This is a genomic window from Geobacillus genomosp. 3 (genome assembly GCF_000445995.2).
Lineage (GTDB): Bacteria > Bacillota > Bacilli > Bacillales > Anoxybacillaceae > Geobacillus.
Genome location: NC_022080.4, coordinates 2,957,179 through 2,973,503, shown reverse-complemented (window position 1 = coordinate 2,973,503; position 16,325 = coordinate 2,957,179). Strand labels below are relative to the sequence as shown.

The window sequence follows — 16,325 nt, the reverse complement described above, 5'->3', positions numbered from 1 at the left end:
AAGTCTTCCACTTCAAGGGGCGTTCCAGTAAGAAAGTGGGAGATCAACTCTTGAAACGAAAAGGGGTGACCCGAGAAGCCCCCGCGTCAAAAATCCGTTAGGATGTGAAGCGGCCGGCAGTTCACACGCAAGCTGTTCTAATGAAGGCGCTGAAAGCGGAAACTTTTTTTGCCAGGCAGCGTATATACAGATAGAGTGACGAAGGAAAGGGGATAGAGGGTTGTCGACGAATAAAGTGCTGGCTGCGCTCTGTTATTTCAGCGTCTTTTTTGCGCCGTTCCTTTTGCCGATTGTCGTCTATTTCGTCGTTGAGGATATGGACGTGAAACGCCATGCGAAGCGGTCGCTCGTGTCGCACTTGATTCCGGTTTTGACGGTCGGCTTGTTTATCGCGTTGTCGGCGTTTCCTGTCTTGCTCGGCCATTGGGGGGGCGAATCGTTTCTTTTTAGCGGTGGCCTCGTTTGGCTTGGCTTTCTCGCCGCCGGAGCGGTGAACCTCGTTGTCGTGATTTGGAATGTCGTGAAAGGCATTCAAGTGTTAAAATAAAAGATAACAGCGCCGCCAACGGAAAATGATGATTGCTGGCTGCCGGTTCGAGGCAAGATAGAACAAAAGCCCGCATGGGAAGCGGCGACCCGAAGAAGACCACAAGCAAAGATGGTGATGTGATGCTCAATTGGCTGATTGGAGTTTTTATTAATACGGTGCTGCTTATGGCGATTGACGGCTATTTTGCCGACATTCATTTCAGCGGCATGGGAGCGGCGTTTTTGGCGAGCTTGATTTTGGCGGTGCTCAATGCCGTTGTCCGCCCGGTGCTTATTTTGTTGACGCTGCCGGTGACGGTGTTGACGCTCGGCTTGTTTTTGTTTGTCATTAACGCCATCACGTTGATGATGACGGCCGGATTGATGGGCGATGCCTTCCAGATTGGCGGTTTTGGCACAGCGTTGCTCGCTTCGATCGTCTTGTCATTTTTCCACTTGCTTGTGCAAAAAGGGATTGTGGAGCCGCTGCGCAATCGGTCGTAATAAGGAAGCAGACGCAAACGGCCGCCTGTCTCTCAGTGAAATACGACATACAACATGACGAATCGGCTCGGTGTTTCGGTCGGGGTGAAAAAGGGTGTCAACATACCCCTTTTTCGTATTGATGCATATAGTTGTAAAACAATTCCGCCTCGCTATGCTTAGACCGGAGTCTCTCTGTTTCACGACGAAAGCGGCTTTTTGTCTCCATGGGCGCCACTTTAGGCGTCCTCGTTTTGTTTCCCCCGATGTTTTCCATTCAACGGTGAAACGAAACGTGCTACAATGGAAAAAGACGAAGAAAGGAGAGAAAGGCCGATTATGCCAAAAGTGCGGACAAAAGACATCATCGAACAGTTCCAGCTCGAGCTCGTCAGCGGCGCCGAAGGCATTTACCGTCCGATTACGACAAGCGATTTGTCGCGGCCGGGGATTGAAATGGCCGGTTATTTCGCCTACTATCCGGCGGAGCGCCTGCAGCTGCTCGGGCGGACGGAGCTGTCGTTTTATGAAACGTTGACGCCGGGAGAAAAGCAGGCGCGGATGGAGCGGCTTTGTACCGATATTACGCCCGGGATTATCGTCTCGCGCGGCTTGGATGTGCCGCCGGAGTTGATTGCAGCGTCCGAGCGCCAGTCGGTTCCGGTCATGCGCTCGACGATGAAAACGACCCGGTTGTCAAGCCGGTTGACAAACTATTTAGAAAGCAAGCTTGCCCCGACAACGGCGGTGCACGGTGTCCTCGTCGATGTGTACGGTGTCGGCGTATTGATTACAGGCAAAAGCGGCGTCGGCAAAAGCGAGACGGCGCTCGAGCTTGTCAAGCGCGGCCATCGGCTGGTCGCCGATGACTGTGTCGAAATCCGCCAAGAGGACGAGGATACGTTGATCGGCAGCGCGCCGGAGCTGATTGAACATTTGCTTGAAATTCGCGGACTTGGCATTATTAATATGATGACCTTGTTCGGCGCCGGGGCGGTGCTGCCGCATAAGCGCATTTCCTTGGTCATTGATTTAGAGCTGTGGGACCCACAGAAGCAATACGACCGGCTCGGTTTGGAAGAAGAAAGGGTAAAAATTTTGGACACCGAATTGCCCAAACTGACGATTCCGGTTCGCCCGGGGCGCAACTTGGCGGTCATCGTCGAGGTGGCGGCGATGAATTTCCGGCTGAAACGGATGGGGGTCAATGCGGCCGAGGAATTTTCGGCGCGGCTGAGCGATGCCATTGAAGAAGGGGAACATGACGAAACATAGCAATCGTCTGGAAAACAGCGCTGTTCCTTCCATCGCCCGTTCTTGGGCAATAGAGAAACAGCACTTTTATGCCGCTTCTTCATAGTGGAGCACGATTTCCGGCTCAATCCCCCACCCTTGAAAATGAACAAGGAAGTTCCGGTAAGAATGACTGTTGGCGGAAGATATGACGATGACGGTCAAATGAACAGAAGCTGCGGCGACCATCAATCACCGCAAAGGAGGCGTTCAACATGGAACCGGCAATCGAGCCACTGGACCGCGTGTTTTTGCAGCTTGGTCCGATTACAATTTATTGGTACGGCGTCATTATCGGCACGGGCGTCTTGATCGGGCTGTGGCTCGCCACCCGCGAAGCGGTGCGGCGCGGCTTGCCGAAAGAGACGTTTGTCGATTTGGTGCTGTTTGCCGTGCCGATCGCCATTGTCTGCGCGCGGGCGTATTACGTGCTGTTTGAGTGGGACTACTATTCCAAACATTTGGCCGAGATTCCGCAAATTTGGCAAGGCGGCCTTGCCATTCACGGCGGCTTGATCGGGGCGGTGGCGACCGCTGTCGTGTTTGCCCGCGTGCGCGGGCTGTCGTTTTGGAAGCTTGCCGATATTGCCGCACCGAGCATCATTTTAGGCCAGGCGATCGGGCGCTGGGGCAATTTCATGAACCAAGAGGCGCACGGCGGCCCGGTGTCGCGCGAATTTCTGGAAAACTTGCATTTGCCGGATTGGATCATCAACCAAATGTATATTAACGGCCAGTATTGGCATCCGACGTTTTTGTATGAATCGCTTTGGAACATCGCGGGCTTTTGTCTTTTGCTTTGGCTCCGGCGCGTCAACTTGCGGCGCGGCGAGCTGTTTTTGTCGTATTTGATTTGGTATTCCGTCGGCCGCTTTTGGATTGAAGGGATGCGCACCGACAGCTTGATGCTGGCCGGCGGTTTGCGGGCGGCGCAAGTGATGTCCGTGACGCTCATCGTTTTGTCTGTGACGCTTTGGATTGTGCGCCGGGCAAAAGGCTGGGCCAAGGAGCGGTATCAAGACTAGCAAAGGCCCTGTTCCGCTGGGGCGATTCAAAAGCTATCATGCACGGGCAAGACTAGCAAAGGAGAGAGGAGAACATGACAGGAACGTTGCAGCGCGGCGTGCTCGCCGGGCTGAAGACATCGTGGGCGCTCGGGAAAATCATTTTCCCGGTGACGCTCATTCTGGCGTTGCTGCAGCCGACGCCGCTTTTTTCGTGGATCATTGAGGGGGTCGCGCCGCTGATGAAATGGTTCGGCTTATCCGGCGATGCGGCCGTGCCGCTTGTGCTCGGCAAGTTGCTTGGGCTGTACGCGGCGATCGGGGCGATGCTGACGATCGAGTTTACGGTGAAAGAAGTGTTCATTCTCGCGGTCATGCTTTCCTTCTCCCATAACTTGATCGTTGAGTCATCGGTCGCCTCGCGCACCGGGATGAGCGTCTGGCTAATGATCGTCGTGCGCATCGGGCTCGCGTTGGTATCCGGGCTGTTGATCGCCCATCTATGGGACGGGGGACAGGAGATCGCCCAATATGGGTTTGTCACGCATGAAGCCGCGCCGCCGTCCGGCTGGGGAGCGATCATCTTAGCGGCGCTGAAAAAAGCGGTTGCCGGCATCGTGCAGCTCGTCGCGATCGTCATCCCGCTTATGACGGTCATTCAAATATTAAAAGAACGCCACTGGATCGAGACGGTTTCGCGCTGGATGGCGCCGGCGACGAAGATGCTGGGCATGAGCCCAAACACGTCGCTCACGCTCGCCGCCGGCTTTGTGTTCGGCCTGGCGTACGGGGCGGGGGTGATGATTCAGGCGGCGAAAGAAGACGGCGTCTCGAAGCGCGATTTGACGCTGGCGTTTATTTTTCTCGTATCTTGCCATGCGGTCGTCGAGGATACGCTCATTTTCGTCCCGCTTGGCATTCCCGTCTGGCCGCTGCTTTTGATCCGCCTGCTGACGGCGGTGCTTCTGACGATGGCCGTGGCGTTCATTTGGCGCCGCTTTGAACAATCGACTAGAAAGGAAGCCGCTTCATGACGATTCGCACCATTTTGTTTGACCTTGACGGCACGTTGATTGATACGAATGAGCTCATCATCCAGTCGTTTTTGCATACGTTGGAACAATACTACCCGGGCCGCTACGGGCGCGAGGACGTCTTGCCGTTTATCGGCCCGTCGCTTTATGAAACGTTCGGCTCGCTCGATCCGGAACGGATGGAAGAAATGGTGAAAACGTACCGCACGTTCAATCATGCCCGCCATGACGAGCTGATCCGCGAGTTTGAGACGGTGTATGAAACGATCGAAACGCTCCACCGCCACGGATTCCGCTTGGGCGTTGTGACGACGAAAATTCATGACACCGCCTTGATGGGGCTGAGAAAAACGCGGTTGGAACCGTTTTTCTCGTGCGTCATCGGCCTTGATGACGTCACGCGGCCAAAGCCCGATCCCGAGCCGATTCATAAAGCGCTTGGCATGTTGCAGTCAACGCCGGACGAAGCGCTCATGGTCGGGGACAACTACCACGACATTTTGGCCGGCAAAAACGCCGGAGTGAAAACAGCCGGCGTCGCCTGGGCGATTAAAGGGCGCGAATATTTGGCACAATATGAACCGGACTATATGCTGGAAAAAATGAGTGATTTGTTGGATATTGTCGGCGTACACGAATGAAAGGAGGAAGCCGCTCCCGCATTCCGGGGGCGGCGCCCCTAATGAGACGGACGACCAAATACCCCGTTCAAGGGGCGAACTCGCTCTGGCAATTGTATCGCACCGTATCGTTTTGGAAAGTGCTGAAAAACGTCATCATCATCCAAATCGGGCGCTACACGCCGTTTTTGCCGCTGAAACGCTGGCTGTACCGCACGTTTCTCGGCATGAACATCGGCGAGCAGACCGCCCTCGCCTTTATGGTCATGCCGGACATTCTCTTCCCGGAAAAAATCCATATCGGCCGCAACTGCGTCATCGGCTACAATACGACCATTCTCGCCCACGAATATTTGATTGACGAATACCGCCTCGGGGATGTCGTGATCGGCGATGAGGTGATGGTCGGCGCGAACTCGACCATTTTGCCCGGTGTGGTGATCGGCGACCGCGCTGTCGTCGCCGCCGGCACCGTCGTCCATCAAGACGTCCCGCCTGGAGCGATGGTCGCCGGCTGCCCGATGCGCATCGTCCGCCGGAATGACGCGCCTTCCGATTGAACGGGGGCGGGTTTTTGTGTGGAAAATCTGGAAGATCGAGTGTTGCAGTTTTTCGATCACAAAGTGGTCAAATTGACGATGGTGATTTTCTTGATCGCGATCATGGGGCGGAGGCGGTCGCCTATACGGTGCGGAATGAAACGGACAAGTGCTTCCCGTTTTGGAAGCGGTCTTGTCCGTTTTGTTGTGGATGGCGCGTTCCCTCTTGACGCTGTGGCCGCAAAGGAGTAAACTACTAATAACTTCACTTCTCTACCATATTAGCAAACTAAAGTATTTCCTAAAGTATTTCGATAAAGGGCGTGGGGACATGGCAAAAAAGTTGTTCATGTTTGAAAAACCGTTAGGCATGCGCGATACGCTGCCGTTTTTATATGAGTTGAAAAAGCAAGTGCGCTCGGTGATGGCGGAGGAAATTGAGCGTTGGGGGTATGAGTTTATTGAAACGCCGACGTTGGAGTATTATGAAACGGTCGGGACGGCGTCGGCGATTGCCGATCATCGGCTGTTTAAGCTTCTCGACCAGCAAGGGCATACGCTCGTGCTTCGGCCCGATATGACGGCGCCGATCGCCCGGGTGGCGGCGTCAAGGCTTTATGACGACGGCAATCCGCTCCGGTTGGCGTACAACGCCAACGTGTTCCGCGCCCAGCAGCGCGAGGGCGGCCGGCCGGCGGAGTTTGAGCAGATCGGTGTGGAGCTGGTTGGCGACGGCACGGTGACCGCCGATGCCGAGGTGATCAGTTTGATGGTCGCGCTGCTGAAACGGGCAGGGCTCGGTCGCTTTTCGGTGGCCATCGGCCATATCGGGTATGTGAATGCGCTGTTTTTGGAGATTTTAGGGAATGAAGAGCGGGCGAGCGTATTGCGCCGTTTCTTATATGAGAAAAACTACGTCGGCTACCGTGAACATGTGAAGTCATGGCCGCTTTCATCGATCGATCAAAAGCGGTTGTTGGATCTTCTTTCGCTGCGCGGCGGCACGGACGTGATAGACGAGGCGAAAACGCTCGTCACAAGCGACGAAGGGCGGCGGGCGGCCGACGAGTTGTCCGCGCTTATGGCGGCGCTTCGGACGTACGGAGTGGCCGAGGCGGTGAAGCTTGATATGGCGCTTGTCAGCCATATGAGCTACTACACCGGCATTTTGTTTGACGTGTACGCCGAGCAGGTCGGATTCCCGATCGGCAACGGCGGGCGGTACGATGATTTGTTGGCGAAGTTTTCCCGTCCGGCGCCGGCGACGGGGTTTGGGTTGCGCGTTGACCGGTTGATTGAGGCGATCGGGGAAACGGATGTGCGCGGTGACATCGAGTGCATCGTCTTCAGCCAAGAGCGGCTGGCGGAAGCGGTGGAGTTGGCGGAAGCGAAACGGGCGGAAGGCCAGCGCGTCGTCTTGCAGCACATCGCCGGCATTCGCGATATTGACGCCTACAGCCAGCGCTACCGGTCGATTGTGTATTTGCTCGGCCGCGGCGGCGGGCATGACGAACCATGAACGCCGGAGACACGAAACCTGCAGCGGATGAAGCAGGGGAGCGGCGGATGGGAATGATACGAAGGAGCGCATAGGGCAAAAGAGACGAAAAGGCCATGCAATGAAAGAGGCGATCCGCGCTTTCTGAGGCCGGAAGGGGATGGCGGAAGCGGATGAGGCCGCGGGCTGCAAAACGCCGCGGCGAGGCGCGGCGTTTGACATGATGAGGAGCAAGGAGGAAGAACGATGCTGACGATTGCGATGCCAAAAGGGCGCATTTTCGACGAAGCGCTTGAGCTTCTCCGCCAGGCCGATTACCGGCTGCCGCCGGAGTTTGAAGAGTCGCGCAAGCTTGTGATCGAGGTGGCGGAGGAGCAGCTGCGCTTTATTTTGGCGAAACCGATGGATGTCGTCACATATGTGGAGCATGGGGTCGCCGATTTGGGCATTGCCGGCAAGGATGTGTTAATGGAAGAAGAGCGGAACGTATACGAGCTATTGGATTTGCAAATCAGCCGCTGCCATTTGGCGGTGGCCGGGCTGCCGGATGGGAAGATGAACGAAATCGCGCCGCGGGTGGCGACGAAATACCCCAATATTGCGTCGACGTATTTTCGCGAACAAGGTGAGCAAGTGGAAATCATCCGTTTGAACGGATCGATTGAGCTCGCCCCGCTCATTGGACTCGCCGACCGGATCGTCGATATTGTTTCGACCGGACAGACGCTCCGGGAAAACGGGCTGGTTGAACTGGAGCGCATCGCCGAGGTGACATCGCGCCTTATCGTCAATCCGGCGAGCTACCGGCTGAATGGCGGGATGATTGAACGGTTGGTCGACCGGTTGGCGGCGGTGATCCCGCAGCCGTAGGAAAAAAAGTGCGACGGAGCGGAACGTGGTTTCCCACGGATGGTTTGGTGAAGGCTCGACTTGGCGTTGCCGACTGGAGAAGCGGCGTTCGCCACGCCGAAGCGATGGCCAGTGGATGAAAATCGATGGCGACACAGAAAGGGGAGCGAACGATGAAAATCGAACGGGTGCAAGGCAGCGTGTCGCTAAGGCGGACGATTGAAAGCGGAACGGAGGAGCAGCGGCGTGCGGTGCTTGATATCATCGCCGCCGTGCGCGCCCGCGGCGATGAAGCGCTGAAAGAATACACGGAACGGTTTGACGGCGTCCGGTTGGATGCGCTCAAGGTGACGGAAGCGGAACTGGAGCGGGCGCATGCGGCGATGGACGCGGACATGCTTCAGATCATTCGCGAAGCGGCGGCCAACATTCGCGACTACCACAAACGGCAAAAACGCGAATCATGGTGGATGACGAACGAAGACGGGACGATTCTCGGGCAAAAAGTGACGCCGCTTGATGCGGTCGGGTTGTACGTGCCGGGCGGGACGGCCGCCTACCCGTCATCGGTGCTCATGAACGTCATTCCCGCGCAAGTGGCGGGGGTGAAGCGGATTGTCATCACCTCGCCGCCGAATGAAGACGGCACGCTGCCGGACGGCGTGTTGGCGGCGGCGTATGAACTCGGGGTGACCGAAATTTACAAAGTCGGCGGCGCGCAGGCGATCGCCGCATTGGCGTATGGGACGGAAACGATCCGGCCGGTCGATAAAATTTTCGGGCCGGGCAATATTTATGTCGCGTTGGCGAAGCGGGAAGTGTTCGGGCATGTGGCGATCGACATGATCGCCGGGCCGAGCGAAATTGTCGTGCTCGCTGATGAAACGGCGCGCCCGGATGAGATTGCCGCCGATTTGTTGTCACAGGCTGAACATGACGCGCGGGCGTCGGCCATTTTGGTGACGCCGTCGATGAAGCTGGCGCTTTCGGTGGCGAGCGAAATCGAACGGCAGCTCGAGACGCTGCCGCGCCGCGACATCGCCCGGGCGGCGCTTGAGAAGTATGGCGCCATTTATGTGACCGAGACGCTTGATGAAGCGGTCGAGGCAGTGAACGAGCTGGCGCCGGAGCATTTGGAAGTGATGACGGCCGAACCGCTCGCCTTGCTCGGCCGGCTCCGCCATGCGGGGGCGATGTTTTTCGGCCGCTTCAGCTCCGAACCGGTCGGCGACTATTTCGCCGGGCCGAACCACGTGCTGCCGACGAACGGGACGGCAAGGTTTTCAAGCGGCTTGAGCGTCGATGAGTTTGTGAAAAAATCAAGCGTGATCGTTTACAGTGAAGCGGCATTGACACAACATGGCGAAAACATCGCCGCCTTCGCCCGCCTCGAGGGGCTGGAGGCGCACGCGCGCGCCGTTGAGATGCGGCTGAAGAAAGGGGAATGAACGATGGCAAGGGAAGCGACGATCGCGAGGACGACGAACGAGACGAGCATTGAGCTGCGTTTGGCGATTGACGGCGAAGGAAAAGCCGAACTGGAAACGGGCGTGCCGTTTTTGACCCATATGCTCGATTTGTTTGCGAAGCACGGCCAGTTCGATTTGCGCATTGCCGCCAAAGGCGACACGCACATTGACGACCACCATACGACGGAAGACATCGGCATTTGCCTCGGGCAGGCGATCAAAGAGGCGCTTGGCGACAAAAAGGGGATCAAGCGGTATGGCAATGCGTTTGTGCCGATGGATGACGCCTTGGCCCAAGTGGTGATCGACTTGAGCAACCGTCCGCATTTTGAGTTTCGCGGCGAGTTTCCGTCAGCGAAAGTCGGTGCGTTCGATGTCGAACTCGTCCATGAGTTTTTATGGAAGCTGGCGCTTGAGGCGCGCATGAATTTGCACGTCATCGTCCATTACGGACGCAATACGCACCATATGATCGAGGCGGTGTTTAAGGCGCTCGGGCGGGCGCTCGATGAAGCGACGATGATCGACCCGCGCGTCAAAGGCGTCCCATCGACGAAAGGGATGCTGTAAAGTCCATGGGCGCCGGGAGCGGCGAAAGCGGGATGGCCCGCCGTCCCACGGGGCGGCGGCTTGACGAATTCGCGCGCCGGCGAAATCGGCGCGCCCATTGGCGGGAACATGATGGCAATGAAAAGGGTGGGATGACGATGATCGGCATCATCGATTATGGCATGGGCAACTTATACAGCGTCCGCAAAGCGCTTGAGCGGCTCGGTTGCCCGTATATCGTCAGCGGCGATCAAGGCGAATTGCGGCGGGCGGATGGGCTTCTTTTGCCTGGGGTCGGCTCGTTTCGCGACGCGATGCACATTTTGAACGAGACAGGCCTCGCCGATTTCATTCGTGAAGCGGCCCGGGGCGGCACGCCGCTGCTCGGCATTTGTTTAGGGATGCAGCTGTTGTTTGACGAAAGCGAGGAAAACGGGCCGACCGAAGGGCTTGGCTTGCTGCGCGGCCGCGTCGTCCGCTTTTCGGGCGTCACGAAAACGGGCGAACGGTATAAAGTGCCGCATATGGGCTGGAACCGGCTCCGTTTTCATCGCCCGTCGCCGCTTCTGCATGGCGTTAGGGAAGGGCACGTGTATTTTGTTCATTCGTATTACGTCGTTCCGGGCGATGAGGACGTCGTGTTGGCAAGCAGCGAGTATGACGTGGACGTCCCGGCGGTTGTCGGGCGCGGCAACGTATGGGGTGCGCAGTTTCACCCGGAAAAAAGCGGCGCGGTCGGCATGAGCATATTGCGCAACTATGTCGGCATTGTCGCGGGAAGGGGGAATGGCTGATGGCGGCGTTTACGGTGTATCCGGCGATCGATATGCGCGGCGGCAAATGCGTCCGCCTGCTGCAAGGCGATTACAACAAAGAAACGGTGTACGGCGACTCGCCGGTGGCGATGGCCGAGCAGTTTGCGGCCCAAGGGGCGAAGTGGATTCATATGGTCGATTTGGACGGGGCGAAAGAAGGGCGGCGGGTGAACGACCGGTTTGTCATTGAGGCGGCCCGTTTGGGCGTCAACGTGCAAGTCGGCGGCGGCATCCGCACGGAAGCCGATGTCGCCTACTATTTGGAACATGGCGTCGCCCGCGTCATTTTGGGAAGCGCGGCGATTTCCGACCCGCCGTTTGTGAAACAGATGTTGAAAACATACGGCCGCCGCATCGTGATCGGCATTGACGCCCGCGACGGCTTCGTGGCGACGGAAGGATGGCTTTCGACGTCGAACGTGAAAGCGGAAGAACTTGGGCAAATGCTCGCCGAGGCCGGGGCGGAGACGTTTATTTTCACCGATATTGCGACCGACGGCACGCTGTCGGGTCCGAACATCGCCGCTTCCGTCCGTCTCGCCGCGGCGACGGGAAAAGAAGTGATCGCCTCTGGCGGCGTCAGCTCGCTTGACGATTTGCGCGCGCTCTGCGAATATGCCGGACAAGGCATCGGCGGGGCGATCGTCGGCAAGGCGCTTTATACGAACCAGTTTACGCTTGCGGAAGCGTTAAAGGCGGTGAGCGGGCGATGATCACGAAACGCATCATCCCGTGCCTTGACGTGAAAGACGGCCGCGTCGTGAAAGGGGTGCAGTTTGTCCAGCTGCGCGATGCCGGCGACCCGGTCGAGCTTGCGAAGGCGTACGATGAACAAGGGGCGGACGAGCTCGTGTTTTTGGACATTTCCGCTTCCCACGAAGGGCGGAAAACGATGGTCGATGTCGTCGAGCGCGTCGCTGCCGAGCTGGCGATTCCGTTTACGGTCGGCGGCGGCATCCACTCGCTTGACGACATGAAGCGCATGTTGCGCGCCGGCGCCGATAAAGTGTCGCTCAACACCGCTGCGGTGCTCCATCCGTCATTGGTGACCGAAGGGGCGGACTTTTTCGGTTCGCAATGCATCGTCGTTGCCATTGACGCGAAATACGATGAAACGATTGGCTCCTGGCGCGTCTATACGCACGGCGGCCGCAACGCGACCGAGTGGGAAGTGGTCGCTTGGGCGCAGGAAGCGGTCCGTTTGGGCGCCGGGGAGATTTTGCTGACGAGCATGGATGCCGATGGCGGCAAAAACGGCTTTGACATTGCCTTGACGCGGCGGGTGAGCGAAGCGGTGTCGGTTCCGGTCATCGCCTCAGGCGGCGCCGGCAAGGCGGAGCATTTTCTCGAAGCGTTTGTGGAAGGGAAAGCAGACGCGGCGCTCGCGGCCTCCATTTTCCACTACAAAGAGACGTCGGTCGGGCAAGTGAAAGCGTACTTAAAAGAAAAAGGGGTGAACGTGCGGTGACAGCAGACATCCGGTTTGACGGCAACGGGCTTGTGCCTGCGATCGTTCAAGATGCGCAAAGCAAAGAAGTGCTCACGCTTGCTTATATGAATAAAGAGTCGCTCAAAAAAACACTCGAGACGGGGGAAACGTGGTTTTACAGCCGCTCGCGCCAAGAGTTGTGGCATAAAGGGGCGACGTCCGGGAACGTGCAGCGCGTTGTCGACATCCGCTACGACTGCGATGCCGACGCGCTGCTCGTGCTCGTTGAGCCGGCCGGTCCGGCGTGCCATACGGGGGCGTACTCGTGCTTTTCCCGCTCGCTTGACGGCGCGGCGCGCACGCCGGCGGCCGACCGGTTTGCGATTTTGAACGAGCTGGAGCGGATCATCGCCAAGCGCGACGCCGAACGGCCGGAAGGGGCGTACACGACGTATTTGTTTGAAAAAGGCGTCGACAAAATCTTGAAAAAAGTCGGCGAAGAAGCGGCGGAAGTCATCATCGCGGCAAAAAACCGGAGCCATGACGAGCTGAAATGGGAAGCGGCGGATTTGTTGTACCATTTGCTTGTTTTGCTGCGCGAACAAAAGCTGCCGCTTGACGCCGTGCTTGCGACGCTTGCCGAGCGGCACGCGCAAAAAACGGAAGCGGCGGAACAACCCCAATCGTAAGCTGATGGGCGGCGAAGGCCTGCTCACGGGAACGATTGGAAACGGAGAAATGGGAAAACGGGATGCCCGCCACTCAGGCTGCGGGGCTCGTGGCTCGCGTGAGCGAACCGCGGAGGCAGCCGGAGGGTGGGGCATCCTTTTTTGACGTCTCCGAAGCTTGGCGGACGGCGATGGTGCGGCTGCCATCTTTTTTGGCCGAGTTTTGTTGTCTGTTTCAGCGGCCAATATGATATACTGTTGTTCGACGAATTTTACGGACGACGGAGGACAGAATGGGAAAACAACTGAAGCGATCATCACGAAAGGCGACGATTGTACCGTTTATCCAGAACGGAGAGTATTTTTTCAAAAAAGGGATGAAAGCATACGAGCGGGGCGATTTGCATAAGGCGAGAAAATATTTCGAGCGCGCCGTCCGTTTGGATGAGCGCGATGCGTCGTTTGCCCTGCAGCTGGCGCTTGTATTGTCCGAGCTTGGCGAATACCAGTTTTCGAACCAATGGCTGTTCAAAATTATTCATGATCTCGACGAAACGATGGACGACTGTTTGTATTTTTTGGCGAACAATTTCGCCTGTCTCGGTTTGTTCCGTGAGGCAGGACAATATGCGGAACAGTATTTGGCGCATGAGCCGGACGGGGAGTTTGCTGACGATGCGGCCGATTTGTTGGAACTGCTCAAGCTCGACCGGCATGATGTCAGCGAGGAGCAAGAACAGCTGATCACCATGCAGGAGCGGGCCCGGTATTTGCTTGAGCAGGAGCAGTTTGCGGAGGCGATCAAGGCGTTAGAGGCGATCGTTTCCCGGTACCCGGAATTTTGGTCGGCGCACAACAACTTGGCGCTTGCCTATTTTTACAGCGGGGACGTTGAAAAGGCGAAACAGAAGCTGTTGGATGTGCTGAAGCGCGACCCCGGCAACTTGCATGCGCTTTGCAATGCGCTCGTCTTCGCCTATTATTTGCACGACCAAGAACAGGTCGCCGCTCTTTGCGAGACGTTGGCGGCTCTTTACCCGCTTTTCCGCGAGCACCAATACAAGCTCGGGGCCACCTTTGCCCTTGTCAGGCGGTTCGACTCGGCGTTTCGCTGGTTGTATCGCCTGTATAAGAACGGTTTTGAGGGCGACGGGCCGTTTTATTACTGGCTCGCTTACGCCGCGTACTATACCGGGCACGAATCGTTGGCGCGGCAAGTGTGGGAAACGCTCACCGCCCTTCACCCGGAAAAGCGCGGCGAAGAGCCGTGGACTGCCCCTATGCTGTTGGATGAAACAATTCTCCACATTGTTCAGCTGTTTGAAGGGGAGGAGCTTGTCGACCGGCTATACGGGCTGTATTTGTTCAGCCGTTCGAAGCAAGCGGAGGAGCAGGCGCTGTCGTTGGCCGTCTCCCGCTTGCTGCCGGCTGATCCGCGCTTGCGTCCGTTCATCGACTCGTTTTTATTTGGCTTAACCGCCGGCTCGTCCGCCCAGGCGGCGAATATCGGCCGCATGGTCGATGCCCTTTCGGCAAATAATGAGGAAAAGGAGGCGCTTTGCCGCTTTGCGTTCGCGACTGCCGTCCATCCGTTGGCCGAGGGCGAACGGTTTGCGAACGGAGCGGCGTGGGCGGCCGCGATTGAATACGTTTGGCGCCAGCGGCAAGGGGAACATGTGACGCAAAAAGCGCTGGCCGCCAAATACGGCGTTTCCGTGACGACGGTGCAAAAGTACGTGCGAAAAGTGCGTCGGCTATGGCCGTGAGCAAATCAATAGACGCCGTGCGCCGACTTTTATACGATGGAGATGGAATCATTTTGGAGCGAAGGAGTGGACGTTGTGGCGGACGAGAAAATTTATGACGTGATTATTGCCGGGGCCGGGCCGGCAGGGCTGACGGCGGCTGTCTATACATCGCGCGCCAATTTGTCGACCTTGATGATCGAGCGCGGCGTCCCGGGCGGGCAGATGGTGAATACCGAAGAAGTGGAAAACTATCCGGGCTTTGAGACGATTTTAGGACCCGAATTAGCCACCAAAATGTTTGAACATGCGAAAAAGTTTGGGGCGGAATACGCTTACGGCGATGTGAAGGAAATCATCGACGGTGAAGCGTATAAAACAGTTGTTGTCGGCGACAAAGAGTATAAAGCGCGCTCCATCATTATCGCCACCGGAGCCGAATACAAAAAGCTCGGCGTGCCGGGGGAAGCGGAGCTCGGCGGCCGCGGCGTTTCGTACTGCGCGGTATGCGACGGGGCGTTTTTTAAAGGAAAAGAGTTGGTTGTTGTCGGCGGCGGCGACTCGGCGGTCGAAGAAGGGGTGTATTTGACGCGCTTTGCCAATAAAGTGACGATCGTTCACCGCCGCGACCAGCTGCGGGCGCAAAAAATTTTGCAAGACCGGGCGTTTGCCAACGAGAAAATCGATTTCATCTGGAACCATACAGTGAAACAAATCAATGAAAAGGACGGAAAAGTCGGCAGTGTGACGCTTGTGCATACGCAAACAGGGGAAGAGCGTGAATTCCCGTGCGACGGCGTCTTCATTTACATCGGGATGGTGCCGCTCTCGAAACCGTTTGCGAGCCTTGGCATTACAAACGAAAACGGCTATATTGTGACGAACGAGCAGATGGAAACGAAAGTGCCGGGCATTTTCGCCGCCGGCGATGTGCGCGAAAAAACGCTCCGGCAAATCGTCACGGCGACCGGCGACGGCAGCATCGCCGCCCAAAGCGCCCAACATTATGTTGAAGAACTGAAAGAAAAATTAAATACGCAAGGGGTCAGCTAAGCCGGTAACCAAACCGCAACCGAACCGTAATGGTTATTTAATCCAGATGTAACACGAATGCAATAAAGATTTTGTATGCTATAGATAAGTAATTGACCCCCTTTTATATAGACCTTTTATGGAGCGGCGCGGGCGTATGTCCGCGCCTTTTTTTTGATGACTGCCGCGCGACGGCGGTTTTGTTTCCAACGGTTTGTAGGTTGGAGCGGCTTAACTATTTATGGTAAAATGAAGATGACGATGGCTAGGTTTGGGCCATGTTTGGGGTGAACGAATTGCAACGGGTAACGAATTGCGTACTATATAAAGACGGCCGGGTGCTGCTTTTGCAAAAGCCAAAACGCGGGTGGTGGGTCGCCCCGGGCGGCAAAATGGAGCCCGGAGAGACGGTGCGCGAAGCTTGCATTCGCGAATACCGGGAAGAGACGGGCATTTATTTAAAAAATCCGGAGTTGAAAGGCGTTTTTACGATCGTGATGAAAAATGGGAATGAAACGGTGTCGGAGTGGATGATGTTTACGTTTTTCGCCGACGACTTCATCGGCGAAAACGTGCCGTCTTCCGAAGAAGGGACACTCGCCTGGCATGAGGTTGAGACGCTTTCGACGCTGCCGATGGCCCCTGGCGACTACCATATTTTAGACTACGCTTTAAAAGGCCGAGGAATCTTGTACGGAGCATTTGTGTATACGGAGGAATTTGAGCTGCTTTCGTATCGCCTTGATCCGAGTTAACGGAGAGGAGAGAAG

General features: G+C 56.8%; 20 protein-coding genes. 19 read left to right on the top strand and 1 reads right to left on the bottom strand.

Features of this window, described 5'->3' with window-relative positions:
- Window positions 1-220: 220 nt before the first annotated feature.
- The 3 genes from M493_RS14955 (at window position 221) to hprK (ending at window position 2,286) form a co-directional block, all read left to right on the top strand.
- Window positions 221-547, top strand: coding sequence for a DUF4870 domain-containing protein (locus M493_RS14955; RefSeq protein ID WP_020961219.1), 327 nt, complete (start codon window positions 221-223; stop codon window positions 545-547).
- A 122-nt stretch (window positions 548-669) separates the two neighbouring features.
- Window positions 670-1,032, top strand: coding sequence for a phage holin family protein (locus M493_RS14950; protein ID WP_023817743.1), 363 nt, complete (start codon window positions 670-672; stop codon window positions 1,030-1,032).
- Between the two features lie 318 nt (window positions 1,033-1,350).
- A complete protein-coding gene (hprK, locus tag M493_RS14945; protein ID WP_020961217.1) occupies window positions 1,351-2,286 on the top strand; it encodes an HPr(Ser) kinase/phosphatase in 936 nt (311 codons plus the stop codon).
- A 66-nt stretch (window positions 2,287-2,352) separates the two neighbouring features.
- Here hprK and M493_RS18585 read toward each other — a convergent pair whose 3' ends face one another.
- Complete coding sequence (locus M493_RS18585; protein WP_235183437.1) at window positions 2,353-2,493, bottom strand: hypothetical protein; 141 nt, start codon at window positions 2,491-2,493, stop codon at window positions 2,353-2,355.
- A gap of 26 nt (window positions 2,494-2,519) precedes the next feature.
- Here M493_RS18585 and lgt point away from each other — a divergent pair, with 26 nt between their 5' ends.
- The 16 genes from lgt (at window position 2,520) to M493_RS14865 (ending at window position 16,310) form a co-directional block, all read left to right on the top strand.
- A complete protein-coding gene (gene lgt / locus M493_RS14940) occupies window positions 2,520-3,329 on the top strand; it encodes a prolipoprotein diacylglyceryl transferase (RefSeq protein WP_020961216.1) in 810 nt (269 codons plus the stop codon).
- 74 nt (window positions 3,330-3,403) lie between these two features.
- The gene (locus M493_RS14935; RefSeq protein ID WP_020961215.1) at window positions 3,404-4,342 is read left to right on the top strand and encodes a nucleoside recognition domain-containing protein; all 939 of its coding nucleotides are present in this window, start codon (window positions 3,404-3,406) and stop codon (window positions 4,340-4,342) included.
- Window positions 4,339-4,983 carry a pyrophosphatase PpaX gene (ppaX, locus tag M493_RS14930; RefSeq protein WP_020961214.1) on the top strand — a complete coding sequence of 215 codons (645 nt, stop codon included), beginning with the start codon at window positions 4,339-4,341 and terminating at the stop codon, window positions 4,981-4,983. Before M493_RS14935 ends, ppaX begins: the two co-directional genes overlap by 4 nt.
- A gap of 41 nt (window positions 4,984-5,024) precedes the next feature.
- A complete protein-coding gene (locus M493_RS14925) occupies window positions 5,025-5,522 on the top strand; it encodes an acyltransferase (RefSeq protein WP_041268007.1) in 498 nt (165 codons plus the stop codon).
- A gap of 18 nt (window positions 5,523-5,540) precedes the next feature.
- The gene (locus M493_RS14920) at window positions 5,541-5,753 is read left to right on the top strand and encodes a hypothetical protein (protein ID WP_020961212.1); all 213 of its coding nucleotides are present in this window, start codon (window positions 5,541-5,543) and stop codon (window positions 5,751-5,753) included.
- 79 nt (window positions 5,754-5,832) lie between these two features.
- Window positions 5,833-7,020, top strand: a complete 1,188-nt coding sequence (locus M493_RS14915) for an ATP phosphoribosyltransferase regulatory subunit (protein ID WP_020961211.1) — start codon at window positions 5,833-5,835, stop codon at window positions 7,018-7,020.
- A gap of 225 nt (window positions 7,021-7,245) precedes the next feature.
- Window positions 7,246-7,869: an ATP phosphoribosyltransferase gene (gene hisG / locus M493_RS14910; protein ID WP_020961209.1), complete on the top strand. Its 624-nt coding sequence runs from the start codon at window positions 7,246-7,248 to the stop codon at window positions 7,867-7,869.
- A gap of 152 nt (window positions 7,870-8,021) precedes the next feature.
- Window positions 8,022-9,296, top strand: a complete 1,275-nt coding sequence (gene hisD, locus M493_RS14905; protein WP_020961208.1) for a histidinol dehydrogenase — start codon at window positions 8,022-8,024, stop codon at window positions 9,294-9,296.
- Window positions 9,297-9,299: 3 nt separating this feature from the next.
- Window positions 9,300-9,887, top strand: coding sequence for an imidazoleglycerol-phosphate dehydratase HisB (hisB, locus tag M493_RS14900; protein ID WP_020961207.1), 588 nt, complete (start codon window positions 9,300-9,302; stop codon window positions 9,885-9,887).
- A 131-nt stretch (window positions 9,888-10,018) separates the two neighbouring features.
- Window positions 10,019-10,660, top strand: coding sequence for an imidazole glycerol phosphate synthase subunit HisH (gene hisH, locus M493_RS14895; protein WP_041268006.1), 642 nt, complete (start codon window positions 10,019-10,021; stop codon window positions 10,658-10,660).
- On the top strand, window positions 10,660-11,394 hold the full coding sequence (gene hisA, locus M493_RS14890; protein ID WP_020961205.1) for a 1-(5-phosphoribosyl)-5-[(5-phosphoribosylamino)methylideneamino]imidazole-4-carboxamide isomerase: 735 nt from the start codon (window positions 10,660-10,662) through the stop codon (window positions 11,392-11,394). The genes hisH and hisA overlap by 1 nt, the downstream gene beginning before the upstream one ends.
- Window positions 11,391-12,149, top strand: a complete 759-nt coding sequence (gene hisF, locus M493_RS14885) for an imidazole glycerol phosphate synthase subunit HisF (protein WP_020961204.1) — start codon at window positions 11,391-11,393, stop codon at window positions 12,147-12,149. The genes hisA and hisF overlap by 4 nt, the downstream gene beginning before the upstream one ends.
- Complete coding sequence (hisIE, locus tag M493_RS14880; protein WP_020961203.1) at window positions 12,146-12,799, top strand: bifunctional phosphoribosyl-AMP cyclohydrolase/phosphoribosyl-ATP diphosphatase HisIE; 654 nt, start codon at window positions 12,146-12,148, stop codon at window positions 12,797-12,799. The genes hisF and hisIE overlap by 4 nt, the downstream gene beginning before the upstream one ends.
- Window positions 12,800-13,071: 272 nt before the next feature.
- Window positions 13,072-14,544 carry a tetratricopeptide repeat protein gene (locus M493_RS14875; RefSeq protein WP_020961202.1) on the top strand — a complete coding sequence of 491 codons (1,473 nt, stop codon included), beginning with the start codon at window positions 13,072-13,074 and terminating at the stop codon, window positions 14,542-14,544.
- Between the two features lie 75 nt (window positions 14,545-14,619).
- Window positions 14,620-15,576 carry a thioredoxin-disulfide reductase gene (gene trxB, locus M493_RS14870; protein WP_020961201.1) on the top strand — a complete coding sequence of 319 codons (957 nt, stop codon included), beginning with the start codon at window positions 14,620-14,622 and terminating at the stop codon, window positions 15,574-15,576.
- Between the two features lie 257 nt (window positions 15,577-15,833).
- Window positions 15,834-16,310 (top strand): NUDIX hydrolase, encoded by a 477-nt coding sequence (locus M493_RS14865; RefSeq protein WP_020961200.1) that lies wholly within the window; start codon window positions 15,834-15,836, stop codon window positions 16,308-16,310.
- Window positions 16,311-16,325: the final 15 nt, after the last annotated feature.